Source organism: Actinokineospora globicatena (assembly GCF_024171945.1).
In the GTDB taxonomy this organism is placed as follows: domain Bacteria; phylum Actinomycetota; class Actinomycetes; order Mycobacteriales; family Pseudonocardiaceae; genus Actinokineospora; species Actinokineospora globicatena.
Genome location: NZ_JAMTCR010000006.1, coordinates 689,759 through 712,137, shown reverse-complemented (window position 1 = coordinate 712,137; position 22,379 = coordinate 689,759). Strand labels below are relative to the sequence as shown.

Sequence of the window (22,379 nt, the reverse complement as noted above, 5' to 3'; positions counted from 1 at the left end):
CCCAAGTGGACGGTGAAGGGACAGACCGTGACCAGGATCGGCATCATCCTCGGCAGCACCCGGCCCAACCGCAACGGCGAGCAGGTGGCCTCGTGGGTGCACGGCATCGCCGCCAAGCGCTCCGACGCGGACTACGAGCTGGTCGACCTGCGCGACTTCCCGCTGCCGCACCTCGACGAGCCCGTGCCGCCGTCGATGGGCGACTACCAGAACGAGCACACCCGGTCGTGGGCGGCCAAGATCGCCTCCTTCGACGGCTTCGTGATCATCACCCCGGAGTACAACCACAGCACGTCGGGGGTGCTGAAGAACGCCATCGACTACCTCTACGCCGAGTGGAACAACAAGGCCGTCGGGTTCGTGTCCTACGGCTCGGTCGGCGGGGCGCGGGCGGTGGAGCACCTGCGGCTGATAGCCGGTGAGCTGCAGATGGCCGACGTGCGGCAGCAGGTGGCGCTGTCGCTGATGACGGAGTTCGAGAACTTCAGCGTCTTCAAGCCCGGCGACTACAACGTGCCCGCGCTGACGACCCTGCTGGACCAGGTGGTCGCCTGGAGCACCGCCTTGGCCCCGTTGCGCGACCGCGCCCACGCGTCGGTCTAGGCGAAGGGGTCCTTCGGCGGGGTGGGCGGGGTGATGGGCTCGGCGTCGGTGAGCAACCGGGCCGGGCCTGCGAGGGCGCGGAGTTCGGCGTCGGTGACGCAGCGGGCGGGGAACGCGGCGTTCGCGGCCCGGGCGGCGATGTCGTCGGCGGGGAGGTCGACGGCGGAAGCGGCGAGGACGATGTTGCCGAAGCGCCTGCCCCGCAGGACGGACGGCTCGGCGAGCAGCAGGACGTTGCCGAACACCGCGGACAGCGTCGCCACGACCCGGCTGGCGAACGGGAGACCGGGGCCGTCGGAGAGGTTGGCCAGGTAGACGCCGTCGGCGCGCAGGACCCGGGACAGCTCCCTGGTCGCCTCCACGCTGAACAACCCGGCCGACACCATCCCCCGCTCGAAGGCGTCCACCACGACCACGTCACTGGACCGGTCCCCGCGCCCGGCCAACCCGGCCCGCCCGTCTCCCACGTGGACGGTCAACCCGGGGATGTCGTCCACGCCGAACTGGTCGCGCACCAACGCCACCATGCCCCCATCAGCATCGATGACCGTCTGCCGCGACCCCGCCCGCGCCACCGACAGGTACCTGGCCACCGTGCACGCCCCACCCCCCAGGTGCAACGCGTCCACCGCCCCACCAGGACTCCCCCAACAATCCACCACGTCCGCGATCCGCCGCACGTAGTCGAACTCCAGGTGCGTCGGATCGTCCAGGTCGACGTAGGACTGCGCCACCCCGTCAACGCTGACCAACCACCCATTCCCCCGATCCAGATCCCGCACCACCTCAGCGGTCCCGAACCGCACCGGGAAACGCCCCTGCCTCGGACCAGTCACCCGCACAGCACACCACGCGCCCCTCAGCGCGGGCCATAGAGGGGCGGCTAGACCGTGAACGGCGCCTGAAGCCCTGAGACACCCGGCTCCCACCCGGTGTTCGACCTGCCGACTGCCCGCAGTTCGGCCACGAGCCGGGCGGCCGCTGGATCGTCGGACACCTCGCACAACTTCGCCGCCAGACGCATGCGGAGGTCGTCGTCCAAGTAGGTCGACCACGCGTCGACCGGGCTCGACTCCAGCCCGCCCAGCCATCGGAGGTAGGCGAGCGTATAGCCGGCATTCCAATCACCGAAGCGCGAACGGAGCACGTGGATGGCCAATTCAATGACGGGTCGCAACTGTTTCCGGCTGACAGACTCGGGCGGTCGAGCCAAAAACGGCTTGAATATGTAAGGCGACACAGCGGCGGAAATCAACCAGGACTTCATGGAGAGCAACCACTCTCGCGCGAGCTCCCCACTCCGGCAGATCACCTTCTGCTGGAGGGCATACCCGACCCACAGCCTCTCCTCTTGGCCCGCGTCTCCGACCAGCCTGGACACCAGCAGGTCCAGCGGCAGGTGTTGCACCTGGGCGGCGCTGATGGTGAGGCGGCGAATCACCAGGCTGGTACTGATCGTGCGTAGACCTTCGGCGCGAAGTCCCGCGCCCCACAGCTGTACCAGCGAACGCCACTGCGGCCTCGGCCCGCTTGGCCACACCAACCTGAGGTCGAACTCACGGTCGGAACACGCCGCACGCAGCAGGACAAGGTTGGCGCTGTACGCGGCCGTCTCACGAACGGTGTGCTGGGGCAACGGCCGGTAGTTGTACCTGCTCGTACCCCGCCTCTCGTGGTAGCCGGCCAGGAGGAGTTCGAGGGTCTTGGCCACGGCCGTTTGCTCGTCGGTTGGCAATTTGGCGAGGCGAGCGGCGGCGAAGTCGAGCACCGGGCGCTGGATCGAGAGCGGCTGGTGGGAGAGCAGCGCGAACAACAGGTCGTCGTCGGGTCGGTGCTGGGTTCGTCTGCCAAAGGCGCTGTCGGCGACGTCGCGCAGGACTTCGATGATGCGGTGGGCCACCAGGTACTCGCCAAACGTGGCGTGCAGGAACTCGTAGGCACGGACCTCCACGTCCGTGTTGGCCTGGGGTGCGTGCACGAAGAAGAACTCCGCGAGCAGGCGTTTCCCGGTCTGCACAGTGTCGCCGAGCGCGATCAGGTCGGCGGTCAGATCGAGCTCGGTGATCGACTGAGCGCCGCGGTTGAGCATTCCGAGGGCGGCGACCGACAACCTGTGCAGCGACTCCCGCACCCGGGCGTCCACGTCGCCATCGGCCCGTTTCTCCGCCTCGCGTCGGGCGAACAGGTTGACCATCCGCTCGTACAAGTCGGTCAGCGACATGTCCGCCGTCGGCTCGGGTGCCGACCAGTCCGCGTAGTACACCGCCAACATCATGAGCAGCAGCGGCTGCTCGGCGAGGGCGATCACATTGTCGGTGAGCCGGACCGGCAGCGGGCGGGTGCCGGTGTGCTGGTTGACCCGGTTCCACACCGCCGTCCACGCCAAGACCTGGTTGCCGTCGAAGGTCGCCAGCTTGACCACCGGCACCGACGGGGGCACCGTCACCCGGTCGGCGACCAGGGTTCGCGAGGTGACGACGACGGCGACCGGATGACCCATGGCGGCCTCGCGGCGCTGGAAGGTCTGCACGTCGGCCAGGTACGCGGTGCGGTCGTGGGTGGTCGCTTGGAGCAATTCGTCGAGCCCGTCGAGCAGGACGACGCGGATGGTGTCGCTGTTCTGCCGCACCAGGTCCGGCCATGCCACGCGGTGGTGGGTGAGGGCGTCGAGAGCGGTCTGGATCTGGGTGTCGACCTGGGCATTGGCATCGACGTGGCGCAGTGGGACGCGGACGACCGTGTAGTTCGAGGCAGGCAGGCTCGCCGCCAGGACCTTCGTCAACAGCGACTTGCCCGCGCCTGGGTGGCCGAGGAGGAGCAGGGGTCGCTCTGTCGCGGCCGGGGTGCTGAAGTGGACCGCGAACACGTGGTTCAGGTCTGATCGGACATCGCGGTGAGCCCACCAGGTGTCATCGGCGAGCAGACACGTCTCGTCGTTCTCCACTAGGGAGAACCGGGGGGTCACGAAGATTTCGCGCACGGTGGGGAACTTGGGAGCCACGCCTTCCGCTACTGGGACGTCCAGTTCGGCGTTGTTGGCGTTGGCCAGGGTTGAGCGGAGTTCACCGGGGGCCGCGAGGGAACCGTGTGACAGCAGGGTGTGCAGGCGGTCCAGTGTGGACCCGATCGCGTCTTGTTCGGCCATGTTGGCCCAGGTCTGGAACTCCGGGACCCGTGCGGCCATCCGCAGGAACTGGCTCTTGTAGGTCTGCGTCACGGCGGTCACGACGTGGGCGTTGTCGTTGAGGCTCGCGGCCCATTTCCCGATCTCGTCCAGCAGTCGCCGGAATGGCATGGTCGCGGAGGGCACCGGGATCGGGCTTGTGTAGAGGTGGGTCAGCCAACTGCCGGTGAGGTCGTTGCCGGTGGCTATCTCGATCTTCCGGCGGTCCGACAGCTCCTTGTCGTCCAGTACCTCGAAGTAGGAGCTGATCACCAGGATTGTGTGGGCCGCCACCAGGAGGTCCTGGCGGTGCGGTCCGTTGGTGCCCAGCAGCTTGTCCGACGCCCAGTCCAGGCCCGTGCGCATGAGTCGGATGCCCTCGGTCTTCTGGTCCACCAGCCCCCACAGGTCGGCGATGGGTGGGATGCCGACCGAGGACAGGATGGCGCCGCCGAGGAGGGTGTCGAAGCGGGTCAGCCAGGGGCGGTCGTGGACGCCGAGGACGGCCAGGGCGCCCTGGAAGGTCATGGGTGGGTTGCGGCGCACCGAGGTCCTAGTCGGGGTGGAGGGTGAGGACGGTCCAGGCGCCCAGGTAGATGTGGTCGCCCGCGGAGAGCGGGGTGGGGTGGTTCGGGGGGATGGGGGTGTGGATGTCGTTGACGAAGGTGTGGTTGGTGGAGTCCAGGTCGACGATGGACCAGCCGGTGTCGTGGGCGACGAGCATGGCGTGGGAGCGGCCGATGGCGCGGTCCTCGGGTGGGCCGGTGAGGTCGATGTCGGGGTGGATGCCGCGGGTGGGGTCGGCCCGGCCGATGACCAGGGACTCGCCGGTGAGCGGGAAGTGGCGCGGCGGGAGGTAGCGGGGGAAGTCGATGCGCAGGTCGGTGGTGCCCGCCTTGGTCTCGTCGTAGTAGGCGCGGTCGGCGGTGGCGGTGATCGACCAGGTGGTGGCCGCGGCGGCGGGCGCCGGTGGCTGCTGGTCGCCCGGCGGCAGGTGGGAGTCGTGGCCGCAGACCTCGCAGAAGCGCCCGGTCTGGCCGGGGTGCCCGTGCTGGCAGTCCCAGGTGCGCGCCGGTTCCGGTTCGGCGGCGGGCGCGGGGCGGGCGCCGATGGGGCGGCCGCAGACGTCGCACTCGGCGGGGTCGGCGGAGTCGTGGCCCTTCGGGCAGGTGGGCATCGGCGTCACTCCTTCGGGCGGACGCGGGTGGTGCGCTTGGACTCGATGTCGGCCATCTGGCGCAGCACGTCGTCCATCCGGTCGCGGACCCGGGTGGTGCCTGCGCCGTCGTCCTCGATGAGCTTGGCCAGGTGCTTGACGGTCTCCTCGTTGCCCGCCCGCTTGGCCAGGTCGATGGCCCGACCCAGCCGGTCGGTGGCCAGCGGCAGGTCACCGGCCTGGTGCGCGTCGAGCCCGTCGCGGACGAGCTCGGCGATGTGCTGCTGGCCGGTGAAGTGCGCGACCTGCGGGCTGATCCGGGTGGAGAGCACCGGGTCGTCGGTCCAGAACGCCCGGACCCGGTGCTCGGGGGACTCCTGGTCGCCGACGCTCATCCGGACCCTGGCCACCACCAGGCCCTCGCCGACCTCGCCCTCGTCGACCTCGATGGACAGGTGGAAGTCGCGGGTCTCGGCGGCCCAGTGCCCGGTCGGGTAGTCGCGGACGCGGGGGCTGCCGGGGACGGGGACGCCGCGGTCGGTGAGGTCGACGATGCGCGGGAAGACCTGCTTGAGGAAGCGCAGCCTGGCGTGCGCGGGGGTCCACAGCCGGAGGGTGACGTCGACGGCGGCGGTGCCCATGAGCTTCTCGGTGATCTCCCGGAACTCCTGGCCCAGCGCGGTCGGGTCGGGCAGGCCGCGCACGGTGCCGTGCAGGGTGTCGGCGACCCGCTCCAGGGTGCGGGCCTGCCAGCCGGAGTCGCCGATGCCGCGCGCGTCGCAGGTGAACTTGCCCTCGCAGGCCATGACGGTGTCGTGGAACTGCTCAGTGCTCTCGTGCTCGTTGCGGCCGTCGGTGAGCAGGACCGCGTGCCGGATCGGCGCGGTGGTGCCCTCCAGCAGCTGCTGGGCCAGCCGCAGCCAGCTGCCGATGGCGGTGCCGCCGCCCGCGACCAGCCGCCCGACGGCCCGCCGCGCCTCCGCGCGGGTGGTGGCCGACGCCTCGGCCAGGGTGGGGGTTGTCGGGTAGACCATGGTGGCGACCTCGGTGCCCGCGACGATGGCGAACGGCACCCCGTCGGGCAGCGCCGTGATCACCGCGCCGACCGCCAGCTTGGCCTGGGCGATCTTGTTGCCCGACATCGAGCCGGAGGTGTCGAGCAGCACCACCCTGGCCAGGCCCCGGTCGAGGCCGGGTGCGCCGAGGGTCTCGCCGGTGAGGGTGACCGAGACGACGGCGTCCATGACCCGCCCACCCGAGGGCAGGTACTCGTTCTGGTCGACGTGGACCTCGAAGGTGAGGCTCATGCGGGTGCTCCTCCCACCGCGGCGATGGCGGCGACGGTGACGTTGTCGTGCCCACCGGCGGCCAGCGCGCGGCCGAGCAGGGTGCGGGCGACCGCGAGCGGGGCGCCGAGGTGGTCGGCGGGCGCGACCACGCCCGCGTCGAGGTAGCGCGAGAGGCCGTCGCTGCAGAGCAGGACGAGCCCGGACTCCGTCGGGCTGAACCGGCGGACCCGGGGGGTGATCGGGCCCGCGTCGGCGCCGAGCCAGCGCTCCAGGGCCTGCGCGCCGGGTTCGGCCATCCGCGGGTCGTCGACGGCGACGCCCTCGGCGAACAGGCGCCCGGCGGCGGAGTCGTCGACGGTGAGCCTGCGGGTGCCGGTGGACCCGGCCCAGTAGGCGGGGCTGTCGCCGACCCAGCCGACGGTGACGCCGTCGTCGGTCACCAGGGCGGAGACGTAGGTGCAGCAGGGCGGGTTGGCGTCGTCCGGGTCACCGAGGGCGGCGGCGGCGTCCGCGGCGGCCGTGGCGGCGGCTGTGGTGGCGGCGGTCGGCTCGTCACCGCGGGCGACGGCGGCGAGCAGTTCCCGCAGGCCCGCTTCCGAGGCCGCGAGCGCGGCGGCCGCCGAGCCGGGCGCGGAGGCGACCCCGTCGCAGACGACGGCGGCGGCGACGTCACCGAGCACGCCGATGGCGACGGCGTCCTCGTTGCGCTCGCGGCGGCGGCCCCGGTCGGTGATCGCGGCGACCCGGTCCAGGTCCAGGCTGGGGTCGGCGGCGGAGAACGCGAGGGTGGCGTCGACGGTGGGCGGGGTGGCCCGGTCGCGGCCGCAGTCCTCGCAGAACCGCCACGCCGGTTCGAGCGCGGCACCGCAGTGCGCGCAGGTGGACGGCACGGCGCCCTCGGGTTCGGTCACGGCCTCACACCAGCGTCTTCGGGCGGACCTCGTTGGCCCGGTCCACGAGCCTGGACCGCAGGTCGCGGTCCGCGGTGAGCTTCGCGAGCGCCCGGTAGGAGCGTTCCAACCGGGCACGGAGCCGGGATTCCTCATCCACCAGTTCGTCGGTCGGCGGTGGGGTGGCACTGGCCAACGCGAGCAGCGCGACGCCGTGGACCTCGATGTCGAGCCGGGCGAGCCGTTCGGCGTCGAGCCCCAGGCCGTCGAGCCTGCCGACCGCCTCGGGGACCGTGCCGGGGTCGGCCAGCTTGGTGCGGATCGCGGCGACTTGGGCGGCGAGGTGGTGGGTGGAGCTCTCCGGCACCTCGTCTAGTACGTCAACGGCGTTGTTGTAGTGCTTGAACGCGGTAAGAGTGCGCGCGAGGCCGAACGCGGCGCTGACGTAAGAGCGGTCGGTGTTCCACACGCGCTCGTAGAGGTCTAGCGCGCGATCGGTGTCGCCGTCCCATTCCAGCGCCGCAGCCAACGCGAGCTTGGGGGCCAACTCGCCCGGGAGCGCGCCGTAGACGGCTTCGAAGTGGGTGACGGCCACCACCGGTTCCTCGGCGGCGAACGCGGCGACACCGAGGTACCAGTCGGTGCGCCAGTCCCCCGGCAGCGCGGTGGAGAACTCGTCGAGCAGGGTGCGGGCGGTGGTGACGTCACCGGCGACGATGTGCGCGTCGACCAGGCGCAGCAACAGTTCCGGGGTGCGTTCTGCCGCGCCGAGCAGCGTCTCGACCAGCCGGTCCGGGGTGATTGCGCCCAGGGTGGCGAGGAAGCCCGCGGCGGGGTCGGCGGGGTCGACCAACGGGCTGGGCAGGCTTACCGGCACCTCGGTCCACGTCACGGAGGGGACCTTGTCGACCGACACGACCCCCGCGCCGGTGCCGAACACCTTGCGCTCTCTGGTGAAGAGGGTCGACACCGTCCCGCGCGACTCGTCCAACTCGTAGGCGCGGACCTCGGCCAAGACGCCGAGCACCTGTTCGCGCATCTCCTCGGCCGTGGAGAACCGGTGCGCGGGATCGGGGTGCGCTGCCCGGCGCAAGAGCCGCCCGAAGGACTCGTAGGCCCCGTCGAAGGGGAGATCGTCGGGCAAGTCGTGGACGTGGGTGGTGCTGAACTCCGGGAAGGGGAAGCTCAACACGGCCATGCTGCGACCCAATGTGTAGAGGTCGGAGTGCGCGGTAGGTCTATCGGTGCCGTTCTCCACCTCGGGCGACATGAACCCGACAGTGCCGTAGGCGTCGTTGTCGCTATCGGCGAGGATGGCGGCTCCAAGGTCGATGAGCTTCACGCGCTGCTCGACCTGCATGGCGTTGTGCGGCTTCAGGTCGCAGTACACAAGACCCCTGTGGTGCAGGTAGCCGAGAGCGGCCAAGAGTTCGTCGGCGTAGCGGAGCACCACGCGCACGGGCAGCGGCGTGCGGTCGCCGTTGTCGTCGCGGCTGCGCTGCAGCACCTCGAACAGGGTGCGGCCGGGCAGGTACTCCATGACGATGTAGCCCGCCACCACGCCGGTGCGCTGGTCGGTGTGCTCGACGAAGTCGTTGATCTGCACGATGTTCGGGTGGTCCACCGAGATCAGGAACCGCAGCTCGCGCGCGGCGGCGGCGACCGCGGCCTGGTCGTGCGAGTTGATCAGTCCCTTGAGGACGACCCAGCGCTCGGCGGTGCCCTCGGCCAGGTGCAGGTCGCGGGCCAGGTAGATCCACCCGAGACCGCCGTAGGCGAGGCAACCCAGCACCTCGTAGCGCTCGATCCGGCTGCCCTTGGCCAGGTTCGGCACGTAGGAGAACGGCGTGCGGTCGCGCGGGCAGAACCCCTCGTCCACCCCGGGGCGGTCGCCGCGCGGCTGGCCGACGAGCTGCTCGCAGGCCGGGCAGACGCGCCTGGTGTAGGGGACCTTGGGGTCGGGCAGCACGGCGTCGGCCGGGTCGGGCATCGGGAACGACGGCAGTGGGACGTCGTCGAACGGGTTACCGCCCGGCCGCCTCGGCATGCGGCCGCCGGTAGTCATACCGCGACCGCTCTCCCCACGCGCCGTGATCCCCCTTCCGGTACTCCTGCCGGTGTTTCCCCTACCCGTGTCCTCTCCGCGTAAGGCAGGCCGCAAACGCTTACCCGACATCAGCGTCGGTGGCGGTCCTGCGGGAGCTGACGCTGCCAAGGAGCCGCTAGGTCCGAGGAAGCCGCACTCGTCGCAAGAGCCGTCGTCCAGGTAAGAGCCGCCGCAACCCGGCCGAACACAGGGGGTTCGTGCCGTCATCCGCGCCTCCGTATGACCGCGTTCTGATAGGTCGTCACCGCGACGGTGGCCTCCGCGAGGTCACAGGGCGCGGTCCACAGCAGCCGGTGGGCGTCGCGGTGCGCGGCCGCCAGTTCCGGGTCCTCGGCCAGCCCGACCCGGACCGCCATCGCCAGGTACACCCCGAGCCGCCCCCGCAGTTCGTCGCGGCGCTCCAGCAGGCCGGTAGCCCGGGCCCTGGTCACGGCGAGCGACTCGGAGGCGGCGTTGATCATCGCGTCCACCGCGTCGACACGCTCGGCCACCACCGACCAGTGCCCGACAGCCGCCGCGTCGCGCAAGTCGCGCACCGCGGCCGCCGGAGCGTCGAACACGTCGGCGCCCAGCCGGTCGGCCGAGGAGATCTTGGTGCGCACCTCAGCGAGCCCGCCCAGTGTCTTGGTGTGCTCGGCGGCCAGCAGGCCCAGCAGGTGCTCGGTGTCGGCGAGCCGCGCGAGCACCGCCTGGACCCGGTCGACCGGGTTCAGCGAGATCACTTCGGCGCCGAGGCCACCGTCGTGCACGCGACTCGCGCCCGTCGCCATGGCGAGCGCGGACAGGGTCAACACCGCCCCCTCCCCCGCTATCCCGTCGCGCAAGGCCGCCAACAGGGCCGGTGTGTGATCCGGCGCGCACAGCACAAACACGCCCTCGACGTCGAGGCTGTCGCCCACCGCGTGTCCGGGAGCGCAGTCGAGAAGGACAACGCGTCGGGAAGCCTGACTGCGCCGCAGGATCCGGCGTATCTCGGCGAGCGGTAGTGCGGTCGTGGCGAGGTAACGGCTATCGGTTGCGGTAGTGGCTAGATGCGGCGCACCATCCTCTTCCGACAAGACACGGCCCGCGCAGTACACCAGCAAGAGATCTTCGGCTTCGGACGCGGCTTGGTCGAGCGCGCGTACGACATCGGCCGCGGAAGCCGGGTCCGCTAAGACAGTGCAATGCGTCAGACCAACTCCATCGGGAGAGGTCAAGACCGCGCACAGGTTGTCCAGTGAGGCGGTGGCGCTCGGCAGCGGTGACAGCGTCGTGTAGCCACCAACGCCGATCACGACCGCCCGCGACCGGTTCGGATCTGGTAAGTGCTCGGCCATCAGGTCACCCACCCTCGTAGTCGGCGGGCGGCATCACCATCGGGCGGTCGCCGAACCACTTGGCGTACAGCGCCCGCATCCGCTCGCCGCGCATCCGCTCCAGCACGGCGTTGACCAGCCGCACCAGGTCGTCGTCGCGGTGGGACACGGCCACGGCGGCGAAGTCGGTGGTGTCGGGCGGGAACGGGTGGATCTCGGTGTTGGGGTCCTGGTCGTGGAACCCCTCCAGGATCACGTCGTCGGTGGAGACCGCGTCGACCTGGTGGCGCTGCAACTGCACCAGGCAGTCCGTGGTGTCCACGACCGGCACCGCGATGCCGCCGCGCTCGGTGATCCTGGCCAGGTTGACCGTGCCCGCGCCGGAGCAGACGGTCCGGCCCTGCACGCCGGTGCGCGGGTCCCACACCCCGTCGGTGCCGCGGTAGGTCAGCAGGGCCTGCCTGGTCTCCAGGTACGGCACGGAGAACCGCACGCCGAAGGTGTCGACCCGCTCGCAGGTCACGCTGGCGTCGGCGATGATCAGGTGGACCTTGGCCACGTTGGTGGCGGGCGGGAACCGGCCGTTCTGGTCGGTCTCCAGGGCCAGGAAGCGGTCCCTGGTCGGCATCGCGACGTACTCGATGAGCTTGGGCACCTCGGCCGGGTCGCGGTCGGGGAAGATCGCCCTGGCGATCTCCAGCGCCAGGTCCGCCTCCAGGCCCTCCACCACGCCCGTGCGCAGGTTGCGGGAGCTGAGCTTGGCCGCGGTCTGGCTGACGCCGACCCGCAGCCCCCGCTGCCGGATGGCGTCGATCACCCCGCCGCGCGGCAGCCGGACCAGTTCCGTGCCGTCCGGCCTCAGGGACGCCGTGGTGCCCTGGCAGGCCGCGTTCCGCTGGTTCGCGGCTGGGGCGCTCACCGCGGGCGGCTGCGGCTGCGGCGCGCTCGGTCTCGGCACGGGATCGCGCGGCACCGGCGCGCAGGCGGCGGTGGCCAGCGCGAGCACGAGCGCGAGCGCGAGGAGCCGGGCGCGAGGGGCCACGGGTGGTTTGGTCATCGGTACTCCGCGATCCGGGGCCACAGCCCGGCGACGGCGGCGGCACCGGCAACGGCCATCAGCACGGCCACCCCGACGTCGGTGCCGGACAGGGCCGACCTGGCGTCCACGATGGACTGGTCGACCGCGCGGCCCGCGGTGGCGATCACCCCGTCCAACTCGTCCTTGAGCTCCTCGTTGGCGGTGATGGTGGCGGCGACCTCGTCGTAGCGGGGGCGGCTGGCGGAGTAGTCCCGGCTGATCGCGGCCGGCCACTGCTCGACGAGGACCACGGCGCCGTCGAGCGCGTGCTGACCGAGGGTGTCGAGCGGGACGGCGTCGTCCTGGCCCGCCCGCACGTCGGCGAGCTTGTCCTGGATCCGGGTCACGCGCGAGGTCAGCTCGTCCAGGTCGCCGACGAGCGGGAAGATCAACGCGCGGGCCTGGGCGCCGTCGAGGTTGCGCGCCTCGGCGCGGATCTCGGTCAGCGGGACCAGCCGGGTCGCCGAGAGCCGGGCGCTGGCGGCGGCGTTGCCCGCGGCGACGAGCGAGGCGGTGGTCAACCACCCGAAGGCGACGAGGGTGAGCGCGGTCGCCAGGACCAGCCCGATGTTGAACCGCCTGCGGGTGCGGCGGGCGAGGTAGCGCTGGACGGCCACGAGGAGCAGGACCATCGATAGACCTACCGCGAGCGCGAACCAGGGGAACGAGTCCACCCCAGCCGGTGGACTCGCGTCACGGAGGTCCTTGGCCAGTTCGAGCATGGTGTCTCTCAGCAGCAGAGACGCCTCGTTGAGATAAGAGGTGCCGACCGGGTCCACTCTGCTGCTGTAGACCCAACCGGCCTCAACCAGACCGGTGTAGACGGGTAGCAGGGAAGACAGCACTGCCAGGCGTTCGGACGTCGTAAGCCCACCAGTCGCCAGGTAGGCCCGTCTGGCCTGGCTGGTCAGTTCGTTAACTCGGTCAGTTGGCGTTACCTCGGGGACGGCCTTGGTGGCGTAATCGAGCGCGGCGGACGCGGCGACGACGTCATCGCGGAACGCCTGCTGCTGCGCGGCGACCTTCTCGCCGTTGACCAGCACGACGGAGAACGAGGTGGCGTCAGCGTCGGCGAGCGCGCGGTAGACCTCTCCGGCCGCGGCGTTCACCGAGCCGCGCCGCTCGGCCAGGTCCGTCAGCAGGTCGGCGCGCTGCCCGATGCTCAGCACCCCGACCAGGCCCGCGACCACGGCGGCGGCGAGCACGACGCCCGCGATGAGGGTCAGCTTCCCCTCGGTCCGCCGGAAGTGCGCGGCGACGGCCGCCCGCCCTGACACCCCAGCCAGCCCCCCTCGGTCGCCCCCGGTGCTACCTCCGCGTAATCGCTCGCGCACTGCGGCGCCGTTATCGCAGCACAACCGGGGCCACCCGATCGGACGCTTGGCCGCCGGACGGCGGGATCCCGCTAGCCTCGGATCCGGTGTCCATCGCGTGGACCCGGCTACGACGTCCCGGGTGACCGACCGCGACCGGCGCGGCGGGCGGAGCGACCGAGGAGCACGACCATGAAGTACATGCTGCTGGCCTACACCAACCACGAGGCCTGGGCGGCCGCCACGCGGGAGTGGACGACCACCGGGCAGATGCCCGCCGAGGTGGCCGCCGCCTGCGCGTTCTTCGCCGAACTCGGCCAGGAGCTGGTGGCCTCGGGCGAGTTCGTCGCCACCGAGGGCCTGGCCGACCCGACGCACAGCCGCACCGTGCGCCCGTCGGCCGGGGCGCCGGTCGCCACCGACGGCCCGTTCGCCGAGTCGAAGGACGTGCTGGTCAGCTACGGCATCGTCGACTGCGCGACCCCCGAACGGGCCACTGAGATCGCCGCACGGGTCGTCGCGGCCACCGGGGACACCGTGGAGGTGCGGCCGCTGATGAACCAGAACGGCGAGCTGTAGCGGTGCGCACGGACCTCGTGCGGGCGCTGGTGCCGCAGGTGCTCGGCGCGGTGGTGCGCCGGTACGGGCACTTCGACGCCGCCGAGGACGCCGTGCAGGAGGCTCATCGCCGCGCACGCCCAGTGGCCGGTGGAAGGCACACCGGCGGACCCCAAGGCGTGGTTGGTCCGGGTCGCGGCGCGCAGGCTGATCGACGGCCTGCGCGCCGAGTCGGCCCGCAGGCGCCGCGAGGAGGTGGTCGCGGCCGAGTCGACACGCGCGCAGGACGGCGGTGTGGTGGACGGCGGCCCGGTCGTCCCCGACCACGACGACACCCTGGCGCTGCTGTTCCTGTGCTGCCACCCCGCGCTGTCGCAGGACGCCCAGGTGCCGTTGACCCTGCGCGCGGTGGCTGGCCTGACCACCGCCGAGATCGCCCGCGCGTTCCTGGTGCCCGAGCCGACGATGGCCAAGCGGATCACCCGGGCCAAGCGCCGGGTCCTGGACTCCGGGACCGGGTTCGCCGAGCCCGGCTCGCTCGCGGCCGTGCTGCAGGTGCTGTACCTGGTGTTCACCGAGGGCCACACCGGACGCGCGGACCTGGCGGCCGAGGCGATCCGGCTCACCGAGCACGTGCACCGGGCGCGCCCCGACGACGCGGAGGTGGCGGGGCTGCTGGCGCTGATGCTGCTCACCGACGCCAGGGCCACCGCTCGGATGTCACCCGAAGGGGCACTCGTGCCCTTGGCCGAACAGGACCGCGGGCTGTGGGACCGGGAGCGAATAGCGCGGGGGACGGCGTTAGCGGAAACAGCACTGACCCGTGGACGGGTATTCGGACCCTATGCGCTCCAAGCGGCGATCGCGGCCGTTCACGCTGAAGCCTCTAGCGCCGAGAACACCGATTGGACGCAGATCCTCGCGCTTTACCATTTGTTGGAGCAGGTGACCGACAACCCGGTCGTGACGCTCAACCGCGCCGTGGCCACCGCGATGGTGCACGGCCCGCTGGCGGGTCTGGCGGTCACCGATGGCATCGCCGAGCGCCTCGCGACCAACCACCGGCTCGCCGCGGTTCGCGCGCACCTGTGGGAGTTGGCGGGCGAGCCCGCTACCGCGCGGGAGCAGTACCTGACCGCCGCACGGCAGACGACCAGCGCGCCGGAACGGGAGTACCTGCTCAGCAGAGCGGCCCGGGTGCGGTGAACGCCACCCGGGCCGACCGTGCTGGGCCGTGCGCTGATCAGCCGGAGAACGCGGCCTTGCGGGCCTTGGCCCGGCTGCGGGGCTTCGCGGCGGGCGGCGCCTCGGGCTCCGGCTCGGCGTGCGCGGCCTCGTAGGCCTCGACGACCGCGGAGGGGATGCGGCCGCGCTCGGAGATCTCGTGGCCGTTGCGCCGCGCCCAGTCCCGCAGCGCCTTGGTCTCCTCCTTGCTGCGCCCCTCGCCCGCGGGCTTGCCCGGGGCGGCGGCGCGCTTGACGCGACCACCCGTGCGCCGCGCCGCGGCCACGTAGTCGGCCAACTCGCCGCGCAGGCGCTCGGCGTTGGCCTCGGTCAGGTCGATCTCGTAGTTCACGCCGTCCAGGCTGAACTCGACCGAACGGATGTCGTCACTGCTCGATCCGTCGAGGTCGTCGTAGAGCTGGACGATGGTCTTCTGAGCCATGCGGGCACCTCATCGCGCAAACTGGTTCGCTGGGGGTTGCTGTGGAAGTTAGCAGCCCGAAGCACCGCGCGCGGACCGACCCGCCCACCGCCGTCCACACCGGGCACTCCGAAGTAGACGCGAGAGCACGGCGGCGGACACCGGGGACGAGTCGGGAACGGCCTCAGCGCAGCGGCTTCGTGCGCTTGCCGGTGACGCCGACCGGCCACCAGTAGCGGCGCACCGGCTCGAAGCCGCTGTGGGTGTACCAGGACTCCACCTGCTCCACGGTGTAGGTGTCGCGGTAGCGCGGGGACAGCACGTCGAACCAGGTGAGCGCGAGTTCGTCGTAATTCCTGCGCCGGGTGAGGATGCGCGCGTGGGTGCTGCGCTCGACCAGCGACCGCAGGACCGGCAGTCCCGCGATCGTGTTGAGCAACCGGACCGCGATCAGGGTCGGCAGCGACAGCGCGCGGCAGATCCGGTAGACGGTGCGGTGCGACCAGGTGTGCAGACCGAGCGGGCGCAGCAGGTCGCGCACCAGCACCAACGGGCTCACCTTGCGCTGGTAGACCCAGACGAACAGCTCGCCGTCCTGGGCCACCAACCGGGTCAGCCCGGTGAAGGCGATCTCGGTCGCGCCGGTGTGGTGGATGACACCGTTGCACCACAACCGGTCGACGCTCTGCTCGCGCACCGGCAGGGCGAACACGCTGCCCTGGACCACGTGCAGGTTCGGCAGGTCCGCGGCCGCCTTGGCCACCTCGGTGATGGCCGGGTTCACGTCGACGGCCAGGAAGGTCGCGCCGGGGTGGCGGCGGGCGAGCTCCACGGTGAGCTTGCCGCTGCCGCAGCCGATGTCGGCCACCACGAGGCCGTCGAGCGGGTCGCGCCGCCCGGCCTCGCCCGACTCGGCGGCCTTGATGTCGAACACGTCGTGGAACTGGGCCACGTCCTCGTCGATGGTGCGGCCGAAGACGGTGTCGGACTCGAACCCGCCGTCGTGGAAGGTCTGCCACTCGAAGCCGAAGCTGGCCGCGACGTGGCTGTCGCGCTCACGGGCGGAGACCAACCGGGGCACCCCGTCGGCGACCGGGTAGTCCAGGCCGCAGTCGACGCAGAGCAGTTCGCCGGTGGTCACCTCGGCGGCGTCGGCGGTGGTGCCGCCCAGGCGCAGCTTGCCCGAGCACGACGGGCACACCAGGAAGTCGAGCACACTGACACGCACGGAAATCGTTCCCCCTTCGACACGGCCGACCGGATCGACGACACGCCTGGCATCCGTATCGCGTACGTGTCGGCGGCGTGTCACCGCCGGAGCACCCACCACCCGATGGGAGCACCGGGCCCCCGACCGTCACCGACCGATCGGCGGCGGGGCTTGGGACGAATGTCGGCGGCGGCGCGGGAAACGGACGGAATCCGTCAGTGGCCAGGGGAAACGCGCCAACGGCGAACGGCCCCCGCGGATGGGGGGCCGTTCGCTGGTTCTTGTGCGGTCGGCGTTAGGCCGTACCGCCCGGGATGTCGGCAAGGGTGTTCCAGAACATCAGCTCGTAGCCCTGCAGCAGGCGCCCGTACCCGATGGCGCGCTCCGGGGTCCACCCGCCGTCGAGGGCCTGCTGGATGGCCACCGCGTAGAGCTCCTCGAGTTCCGGCACCGGGGTGGCGAAGAAGTCGAAGAAGCCCGTGCCGGTCTCGTCGAAGCCGTAGTGCTCGCGCAGACCCGCCGAGATGGTGGCGCAGTAGCCGCCCCACGCCGCGAAGTTGGCCAGGATGGCCAGCAGCGCGTCGCGCGGGTTGCCGTTGAGCGCGAGCCAGGCGAGGTAGGCCGGGTACGCCTGGCAGCCAGGTGTCGGCTGGTAGTCGCGGATCGCGTCGTCGTCGAGACCGCAGGCGCGGGCGAAGTCGCCGAGCTTGGCCAGCGCCAGCCCCTCGCCACCGGCCAGCGTGCTCAGCACCTCGCGCGCGGCCGGGTCGACGGCCTGCGCGGCGAGGGTGAGGAAGGTGCGCCAGTCGCTCGGGATGATCCGGTGCTGCTCGGCGGCCAGCGCGGCGAGCGCGGCCAGCGGCGCGGTCCCGGCGGCGACCGCGGGGACGAGCCGGTTGTCGTGCTCGCCCGGCAACAGCTCCCGCTGCACCCGCTCCAACAGTTCCTTGCCCGTCTCACCCATAGCGGACCTCCCTGCGCGCCTGCCCGACCCGGTCCCACCCTAGATCATCTTCAGCCGCCCGCGCGCCGCGCCGGGTTCCACAGCGGACGCCGACCGAGGCGGACCACCGGGCGCGGATCAGCTGGACGACCAAGACGGGATCGGCTGGACGACCAGAGCGGGATTGGCTGGACGACCAGAACAATGGTCTAGACCTTGACGCCGGTTGGCCCATCGGCTTAGCTGAAAATCGGCCAGGATCCGCGTCCCGGTGGACACCGGCCGTCCCCTGCACGCCCACCCCGTCCCCGGTGGGCCCCAAAGGAGTGATCACGTGTCGAGAAACCGCATCATCGCGGCGTTGATCGCCGCGGCGACGGTGGGCGGGGTGGCGTTCCTCGTGCCGACCGTCACCGCGTCCGCCGCCGACTGCGCGCCCGCGTGGAGCAGCGCGACTGTCTACACCGGCGGCAAGACCGCCGCCTACAACGGCCGCAACTACGCCGCGAAGTGGTGGACCCAGGGCGAGACCCCCGGCACCGCCCAGGTGTGGGCCGACCAGGGCGCCTGCGGCGGCACCACGCCGACCACCACCACCCGGCCGACCACGACGACGACCAAGCCCACCACCACCACGACCACGCGCCCCACCACGCCGACGACCGGGCCGGACGGCTGCCTGCACCCGGACTGGGTCCAGGGCAAGCAGTACAAGACCGGTGACGTCGTCCGGTTCACCGACGGCAAGTTCTACATCGCCGAGCACGACAACCCCGGCTACAGCCCGGTGGTGAGCACTTGGTACTGGGACCCGTTCACCTGCGGCACCAACCCGACGACGTCCAACCCCACCAGCACCAACCCCACCACGACGTCGAACCCGACCACGACGTCCACCCCCGCGGGCAACTTCGTGGTGTCCGAGGCCCAGTTCAACCAGATGTTCCCGAGCCGGAACACCTTCTACACCTACAAGGGCCTCACCGACGCGCTGGCCGCCTACCCCGGGTTCGCCAACACCGGCACGGACACCACCAAGCGCCAGGAGGCGGCGGCGTTCCTGGCCAACGTCAACCACGAGACCGGCGGGTTGGTCTACATCAAGGAGATCAACGAGGCGAACTACCCGCACTACTGCGACGCCACCCAGCCCTACGGCTGCCCGGCCGGTCAGGCGGCGTACTACGGCCGCGGCCCGATCCAGCTCAGTTGGAACTTCAACTACAAGGCCGCCGGTGACGCGCTGGGCATCGACCTGCTCGGCAACCCGTTCCTGGTGGAGCGCGATCCGGCGGTCGCCTGGAAGACCGCGCTCTGGTACTGGAACACCCAGAAGGGCCCCGGCACGATGACCCCGCACGAGGCCATCGTCAACGGGCGCGGGTTCGGCGAGACGATCCGCAGCATCAACGGCGCCCTGGAGTGCAACGGCGGCAACCCGGCGCAGGTGCAGAGCCGGATCAACGCCTACCAGCGGTTCACCCAGTTGTTGGGCACCACCCCCGGCTCGAACCTGAGCTGCTGACCCACCGTGTCGCCGGGGTCGGACGCGGGCCGCCTGCCCCGGCCCCGGCGACACGTTCGGCCTAACGTGACGATCACCGGTCGAGTCGTGTCGCGGGGCGGAATCCCGCTATGCCACTCTGTCCGAGTGGTCGACAACGCCGCATCCGTCCGTTCTCGGCGCGCAGCCCGGGGGCCGCGCGCCGCGGCGGGGCACCCGGTGCGGGGGTCAGGCAGGTGAGGCCCGGCGCGGCGGCCCGCTGGCCGTGGGTGCTCTACCTCGCGGCGGGCGCGGTGCTGGTCGTGCTCTACTACCTCGCCCCGGTCACCGCGGGCGGCTTCCCGCTGCGGGTCGTGCTGTACTGCCTCGTCAGCGCCTCGGCCGCCGTCGCGGTCATCGTCGGGTTGGCCTGGCACCGGCCGAGACCCATGCTGCCGTGGCTGCTGATCGCGGCGAGCCAACTGGTGTATGCGCTGGCCGACGCCATCTTCTACCTGCTGCACTACGCCCTGGACATCACCGCGTACCCGTCGCTGGCCGACCCGTTCTACCTGGCGCACTACCCGCTGGCGGTGGCGGGCATCGTGCTGCTGATCCGCCGCCGCACCCCGGGCAGGGGGCTGGCCGGGCTGCTGGACGCCGGCACGCTGGCCGTGGTCGCGGCGATGCTGTCCTGGCTCTACGTGATCGGCCCGCAGACCAGGCTCGGCGCGCCGCTGCTGGTGGAGGTCGTGTCGCTGGGCTACCCGGTGATGGACCTGGCGCTGCTGACCGTCGCGTTGGGACTGCTGCTGGGCCCCGGTGCCCGCCCGCCCGCGTTCCTGCTGTTCATCGGCTGGCTCGCCGCGATCATGACCGCGGACACGATCTACGTGGTGCAGCAGCTCAACGGCACCTTCCAGGCGGGCAACTTCCTGGACGCGATCTGGCTGACCGGCAACCTGGCACTGGGCGCCAGCGCGCTGCACCCGACGATGCGGTCGATGGCCGAGCCCTCGCCGGTGCCCGACGCGCCGCTGAGCCCGTTCCGCATCGCGGGGCTCTCCGCCGCGGCGCTGATCGCCCCGACCGTGCTGTTCGTGCAGTGGGCCAGTGGGCTCGTGCGCGACGTGCCGGTCGTCGCCGGGACCTGCGCGCTGCTGTTCGCGCTCACCATCGCCCGGCTCGCCGCGCTGGTGTCCGACCAGCGCAGGCTGGCCATCACCGACGCGCTCACTGGCCTGCACACCCGCCGGTTCTTCGAGGCGCAGCTGCCGCTGGAGATCGCCAGGGCGCGGCGCACCGGCGGCTCGGTCGCGGTGCTCATCGCCGACGTGGACCACTTCAAGACCATCAACGACCGCGACGGGCACCCGGCAGGCGACCAGGTGCTGGTGGAGCTCTCGGCCAGGCTGCGCGGCACCGTGCGCGCCGGTGAGGTGCTGGCCCGCTACGGCGGCGAGGAGTTCGCGCTGATCCTGCCCGGCGCCACCGCCGAGACGCTGCCGATCATCGCCGAGCGGTTGCGGAACGAGGTGTCGGGGACCGCCATCCCGGTCTCGGCGCAGCGGCAGATCCTGGTGACCGTCTCGGTCGGCACGGCCGTGTTCCCCACCCACGGAACCACTCCGGACGACCTGGTGTCCATCGCGGACCGCGCGCTCTACGCGGCGAAGGCGGCGGGCCGCGACCAGGTCGTGTTCGGCCGCGCCCCCAGCCGCGCCGACAGCACCGGCGGCGGGTTGGACTACCTGCACCTGGTCGCCGACGAGGTCGACGCGCTGTTGGCGGGCAGGCAGCGCAGCCGCGCGGTGGCCAGGTTGGCGCGGCTGCTCGCGGTCGAGTCCGGCCTCGACGACGCGTCGGCCGGGATCGCGCAGCTGGCCGGGCGGCTGCACGACATCGGCAAGATCACCGTCCCGCGCCCGGTCCTGGCCAGGCGCTCGGAGCTGACCGAGGCGGAGTGGGAGCTGCTGCGGGCGGTACCCGCGCACGGGGCCCGGATGGTGTCGATCGTCCCGGGCCACACCGCCGTCGCCGAGGTCGTCCGCCAGCACCGCGAGCGCTGGGACGGCACCGGCTACCCGGCTGGGCTGCGCGGCACCGAGATCCGCGCGGAAGCCACGGTCGTGGCGGTGTGCGACGCGTGGGTGGCGATGCTGTCGGACCGGCCGTACCAGGCAGCGCTAACCGCTGATCAGGCGCGGGCGCAACTGCTGGCCGGTCGCGGTACGCAGTTCGACCCGACCATCGTCGACGTGTTCCTCGGCTTGCTCGACAGCGGCGGGCTGCCCCCGGACCAGGTGGCACCGAGGCAGCGCACGGCACCGGTCACCGCGCCCCAGGCCTAGACCGGGTCGGGCAGGGCGCCGTCGGCGGGGATCGTGGGGACGTCGACGCGCACGGTGTCCGGGTACTTCACGCCGGTGCCGGTGTTCAGGACAACGACTCGCTCGTCACCGCGCAGCCAGCCGGATTCCCGCAACCGGATCAACGCGGCGAAGCAGGCGGCGCCCTCGGGGCACACGAACGCACCCTCGTCGGCGGCGAGTTCCCGTTGCGCGGCAAGCAGTTCCGCGTCGGACACGGCCACCGCGGTGCCGGAGGTCTCGGCGAGGGCACGCAGGATCAGGAAGTCGCCGAGCGGCTTGGGCACGTTGATGCCGAAGGCGATCGTGGTGGGCGCGGCGGGCGCGGTGCTCTCCTGCTCCCCCGCCTCCCAGGCGTCCACAATGGGCCGACACCCCTCGGCCTGGACGGCGACCAGGCGCGTCTCGGGGGTGAGCCAGCCCAGTGCGCGCATCTCCTCGAGCGCCTTGTGGATGCCGATCAGCCCGACGCCACCGCCGGTCGGGTACAGCAGGACGTCGGGCGCGCGCATGCCCAGCTGTTCCACGATCTCGTAGCCCATCGTCTTCTTGCCCTCGATGCGGTACGGCTCCTTCAGCGTCGACACGTCCTGGTAGTCCGGCCGCTTGGCCAACGCCGCGCGGATCAACGCGCCCGCGTGCGAGATCAGACCGTCTACGAGGTAGAGCTCAGCACCGGCCGCGACGCACTCGGCGCGCGTGATCACGGGAGCGTCTACGGGCATCGCGATAAGAGAGCGGATTCCGGCTCTTGCCGCGTAGAGCGCCCACGCCGCACCCGCGTTGCCGTTGGTGGGCATGGCGATCCCGCGCACGCCCAACTCAGCCGCGCGGGAGACCCCTACCGCCGCACCGCGAGCCTTGAACGAGCCCGTGGGGACAAGACCCTCGTCCTTCATCCACAAGTCGGGAACACCGATGCGCTTGCCGTGCACCGGTAAAGGCAACAGCGGCGTCATGCCCTCACCGAGGCTGACCACCGCTGACTCCACCGACACGGGCAAGACCTCGTGGTAGCGCCAGAGGGTCGGCGCACGGCCGGCGGGCGACATCCCCCGTGCGGCATCCAGGTCATACCGGGCCAGCAGCGGCGAACCGCACTCACAGGTCCCTTGCACGACCGCCGCGTCGTGGTGCGCGCCGCACTTGGGGCACTCCAGGTGCGACAGGGTCGAGTACTGCTCGCTCAGACGCGGCACGGGCCAGCCTCCACGGATCGGGTCGTCCCACCGTAGGCACCCCCGAGGGGGTGAATCCAGGATCGCCCGCGGGAT

At 71.5% G+C, this 22,379-nt stretch carries 17 protein-coding genes and 1 pseudogene; 5 read left to right on the top strand and 13 right to left on the bottom strand.

What is annotated here, in order from left to right:
* Positions 1–27: 27 nt before the first annotated feature.
* Complete coding sequence (locus LV79_RS30715) at positions 28–603, top strand: NADPH-dependent FMN reductase (protein ID WP_253841780.1); 576 nt, start codon at positions 28–30, stop codon at positions 601–603.
* Here LV79_RS30715 and LV79_RS30710 read toward each other — a convergent pair.
* From LV79_RS30710 to LV79_RS30670, 9 genes are all read right to left on the bottom strand, one after another.
* Entirely contained in the window at positions 600–1,439 is an 840-nt protein-coding gene (locus LV79_RS30710; RefSeq protein WP_253841779.1) for a spermidine synthase, read from the bottom strand. The two genes, LV79_RS30715 and LV79_RS30710, sit on opposite strands and share 4 nt — an antisense overlap.
* A gap of 47 nt (positions 1,440–1,486) precedes the next feature.
* A complete protein-coding gene (locus tag LV79_RS30705) occupies positions 1,487–4,312 on the bottom strand; it encodes an NACHT domain-containing protein (RefSeq protein ID WP_253841778.1) in 2,826 nt (941 codons plus the stop codon).
* 7 nt (positions 4,313–4,319) lie between these two features.
* Positions 4,320–4,943: an FHA domain-containing protein gene (locus tag LV79_RS30700; RefSeq protein WP_253841777.1), complete on the bottom strand. Its 624-nt coding sequence runs from the start codon at positions 4,941–4,943 to the stop codon at positions 4,320–4,322.
* A gap of 5 nt (positions 4,944–4,948) precedes the next feature.
* Entirely contained in the window at positions 4,949–6,229 is a 1,281-nt protein-coding gene (locus tag LV79_RS30695; RefSeq protein WP_253841776.1) for a vWA domain-containing protein, read from the bottom strand.
* Positions 6,226–7,122 carry a PP2C family protein-serine/threonine phosphatase gene (locus tag LV79_RS30690; protein WP_253841775.1) on the bottom strand — a complete coding sequence of 299 codons (897 nt, stop codon included), beginning with the start codon at positions 7,120–7,122 and terminating at the stop codon, positions 6,226–6,228. The genes LV79_RS30695 and LV79_RS30690 overlap by 4 nt, the downstream gene beginning before the upstream one ends.
* A gap of 4 nt (positions 7,123–7,126) precedes the next feature.
* Positions 7,127–9,148, bottom strand: a complete 2,022-nt coding sequence (locus LV79_RS30685) for a serine/threonine-protein kinase (protein ID WP_253841774.1) — start codon at positions 9,146–9,148, stop codon at positions 7,127–7,129.
* A gap of 263 nt (positions 9,149–9,411) precedes the next feature.
* Positions 9,412–10,107, bottom strand: a complete 696-nt coding sequence (locus LV79_RS30680; protein WP_253841773.1) for a hypothetical protein — start codon at positions 10,105–10,107, stop codon at positions 9,412–9,414.
* 424 nt (positions 10,108–10,531) lie between these two features.
* Positions 10,532–11,563: a transporter substrate-binding domain-containing protein gene (locus LV79_RS30675; RefSeq protein WP_253841771.1), complete on the bottom strand. Its 1,032-nt coding sequence runs from the start codon at positions 11,561–11,563 to the stop codon at positions 10,532–10,534.
* Complete coding sequence (locus tag LV79_RS30670; protein ID WP_253841770.1) at positions 11,560–12,861, bottom strand: GlnX family signal transduction membrane protein; 1,302 nt, start codon at positions 12,859–12,861, stop codon at positions 11,560–11,562. The genes LV79_RS30675 and LV79_RS30670 overlap by 4 nt, the downstream gene beginning before the upstream one ends.
* A 228-nt stretch (positions 12,862–13,089) precedes the next feature.
* On the opposite strand from LV79_RS30670, the gene LV79_RS30665 reads away from it, so the two are divergent.
* Positions 13,090–13,476: a YciI family protein gene (locus LV79_RS30665; RefSeq protein ID WP_253841769.1), complete on the top strand. Its 387-nt coding sequence runs from the start codon at positions 13,090–13,092 to the stop codon at positions 13,474–13,476.
* Between the two features lie 2 nt (positions 13,477–13,478).
* A pseudogene (locus LV79_RS30660) lies at positions 13,479–14,661 on the top strand (RNA polymerase sigma factor).
* Positions 14,662–14,698: 37 nt separating this feature from the next.
* On the opposite strand, the gene LV79_RS30655 reads toward LV79_RS30660, so the two are convergent.
* The 3 genes from LV79_RS30655 to LV79_RS30645 form a co-directional block, all read right to left on the bottom strand.
* A complete protein-coding gene (locus LV79_RS30655; RefSeq protein ID WP_253841768.1) occupies positions 14,699–15,121 on the bottom strand; it encodes a histone-like nucleoid-structuring protein Lsr2 in 423 nt (140 codons plus the stop codon).
* Positions 15,122–15,284: 163 nt separating this feature from the next.
* Positions 15,285–16,328: a methyltransferase domain-containing protein gene (locus LV79_RS30650; RefSeq protein WP_253841767.1), complete on the bottom strand. Its 1,044-nt coding sequence runs from the start codon at positions 16,326–16,328 to the stop codon at positions 15,285–15,287.
* Between the two features lie 277 nt (positions 16,329–16,605).
* Positions 16,606–17,274 (bottom strand): thiaminase II/PqqC family protein, encoded by a 669-nt coding sequence (locus tag LV79_RS30645; RefSeq protein WP_253841766.1) that lies wholly within the window; start codon positions 17,272–17,274, stop codon positions 16,606–16,608.
* Positions 17,275–17,587: 313 nt separating this feature from the next.
* Between LV79_RS30645 and LV79_RS34255 the strand changes: the two genes are divergently transcribed.
* Together LV79_RS34255 and LV79_RS30630 are read left to right on the top strand one after the other, a co-directional pair.
* Positions 17,588–18,778 carry a glycoside hydrolase family 19 protein gene (locus LV79_RS34255; RefSeq protein WP_285470692.1) on the top strand — a complete coding sequence of 397 codons (1,191 nt, stop codon included), beginning with the start codon at positions 17,588–17,590 and terminating at the stop codon, positions 18,776–18,778.
* Positions 18,779–18,993: 215 nt separating this feature from the next.
* Positions 18,994–21,087 carry a diguanylate cyclase gene (locus LV79_RS30630; RefSeq protein WP_253841765.1) on the top strand — a complete coding sequence of 698 codons (2,094 nt, stop codon included), beginning with the start codon at positions 18,994–18,996 and terminating at the stop codon, positions 21,085–21,087.
* Here the strand turns inward: LV79_RS30630 and LV79_RS30625 are convergent.
* Positions 21,084–22,304, bottom strand: coding sequence for a threonine synthase (locus tag LV79_RS30625; protein ID WP_253841764.1), 1,221 nt, complete (start codon positions 22,302–22,304; stop codon positions 21,084–21,086). The two genes, LV79_RS30630 and LV79_RS30625, sit on opposite strands and share 4 nt — an antisense overlap.
* Between the last annotated feature and the right edge of the window lie 75 nt (positions 22,305–22,379).

Coding starts and splice junctions, on each gene's coding strand:
- LV79_RS30675 (WP_253841771.1), bottom strand. CDS start 11,563: ATGACCAAACCACCCGTGGCCCCTCGCGCCCGGCTCCTCGCGCTCGCG.
- LV79_RS30695 (WP_253841776.1), bottom strand. CDS start 6,229: ATGAGCCTCACCTTCGAGGTCCACGTCGACCAGAACGAGTACCTGCCC.
- LV79_RS30645 (WP_253841766.1), bottom strand. CDS start 17,274: ATGGGTGAGACGGGCAAGGAACTGTTGGAGCGGGTGCAGCGGGAGCTG.
- LV79_RS30655 (WP_253841768.1), bottom strand. CDS start 15,121: ATGGCTCAGAAGACCATCGTCCAGCTCTACGACGACCTCGACGGATCG.
- LV79_RS30700 (WP_253841777.1), bottom strand. CDS start 4,943: ATGCCCACCTGCCCGAAGGGCCACGACTCCGCCGACCCCGCCGAGTGC.
- LV79_RS30665 (WP_253841769.1), top strand. CDS start 13,090: ATGAAGTACATGCTGCTGGCCTACACCAACCACGAGGCCTGGGCGGCC.
- LV79_RS30685 (WP_253841774.1), bottom strand. CDS start 9,148: ATGCCGAGGCGGCCGGGCGGTAACCCGTTCGACGACGTCCCACTGCCG.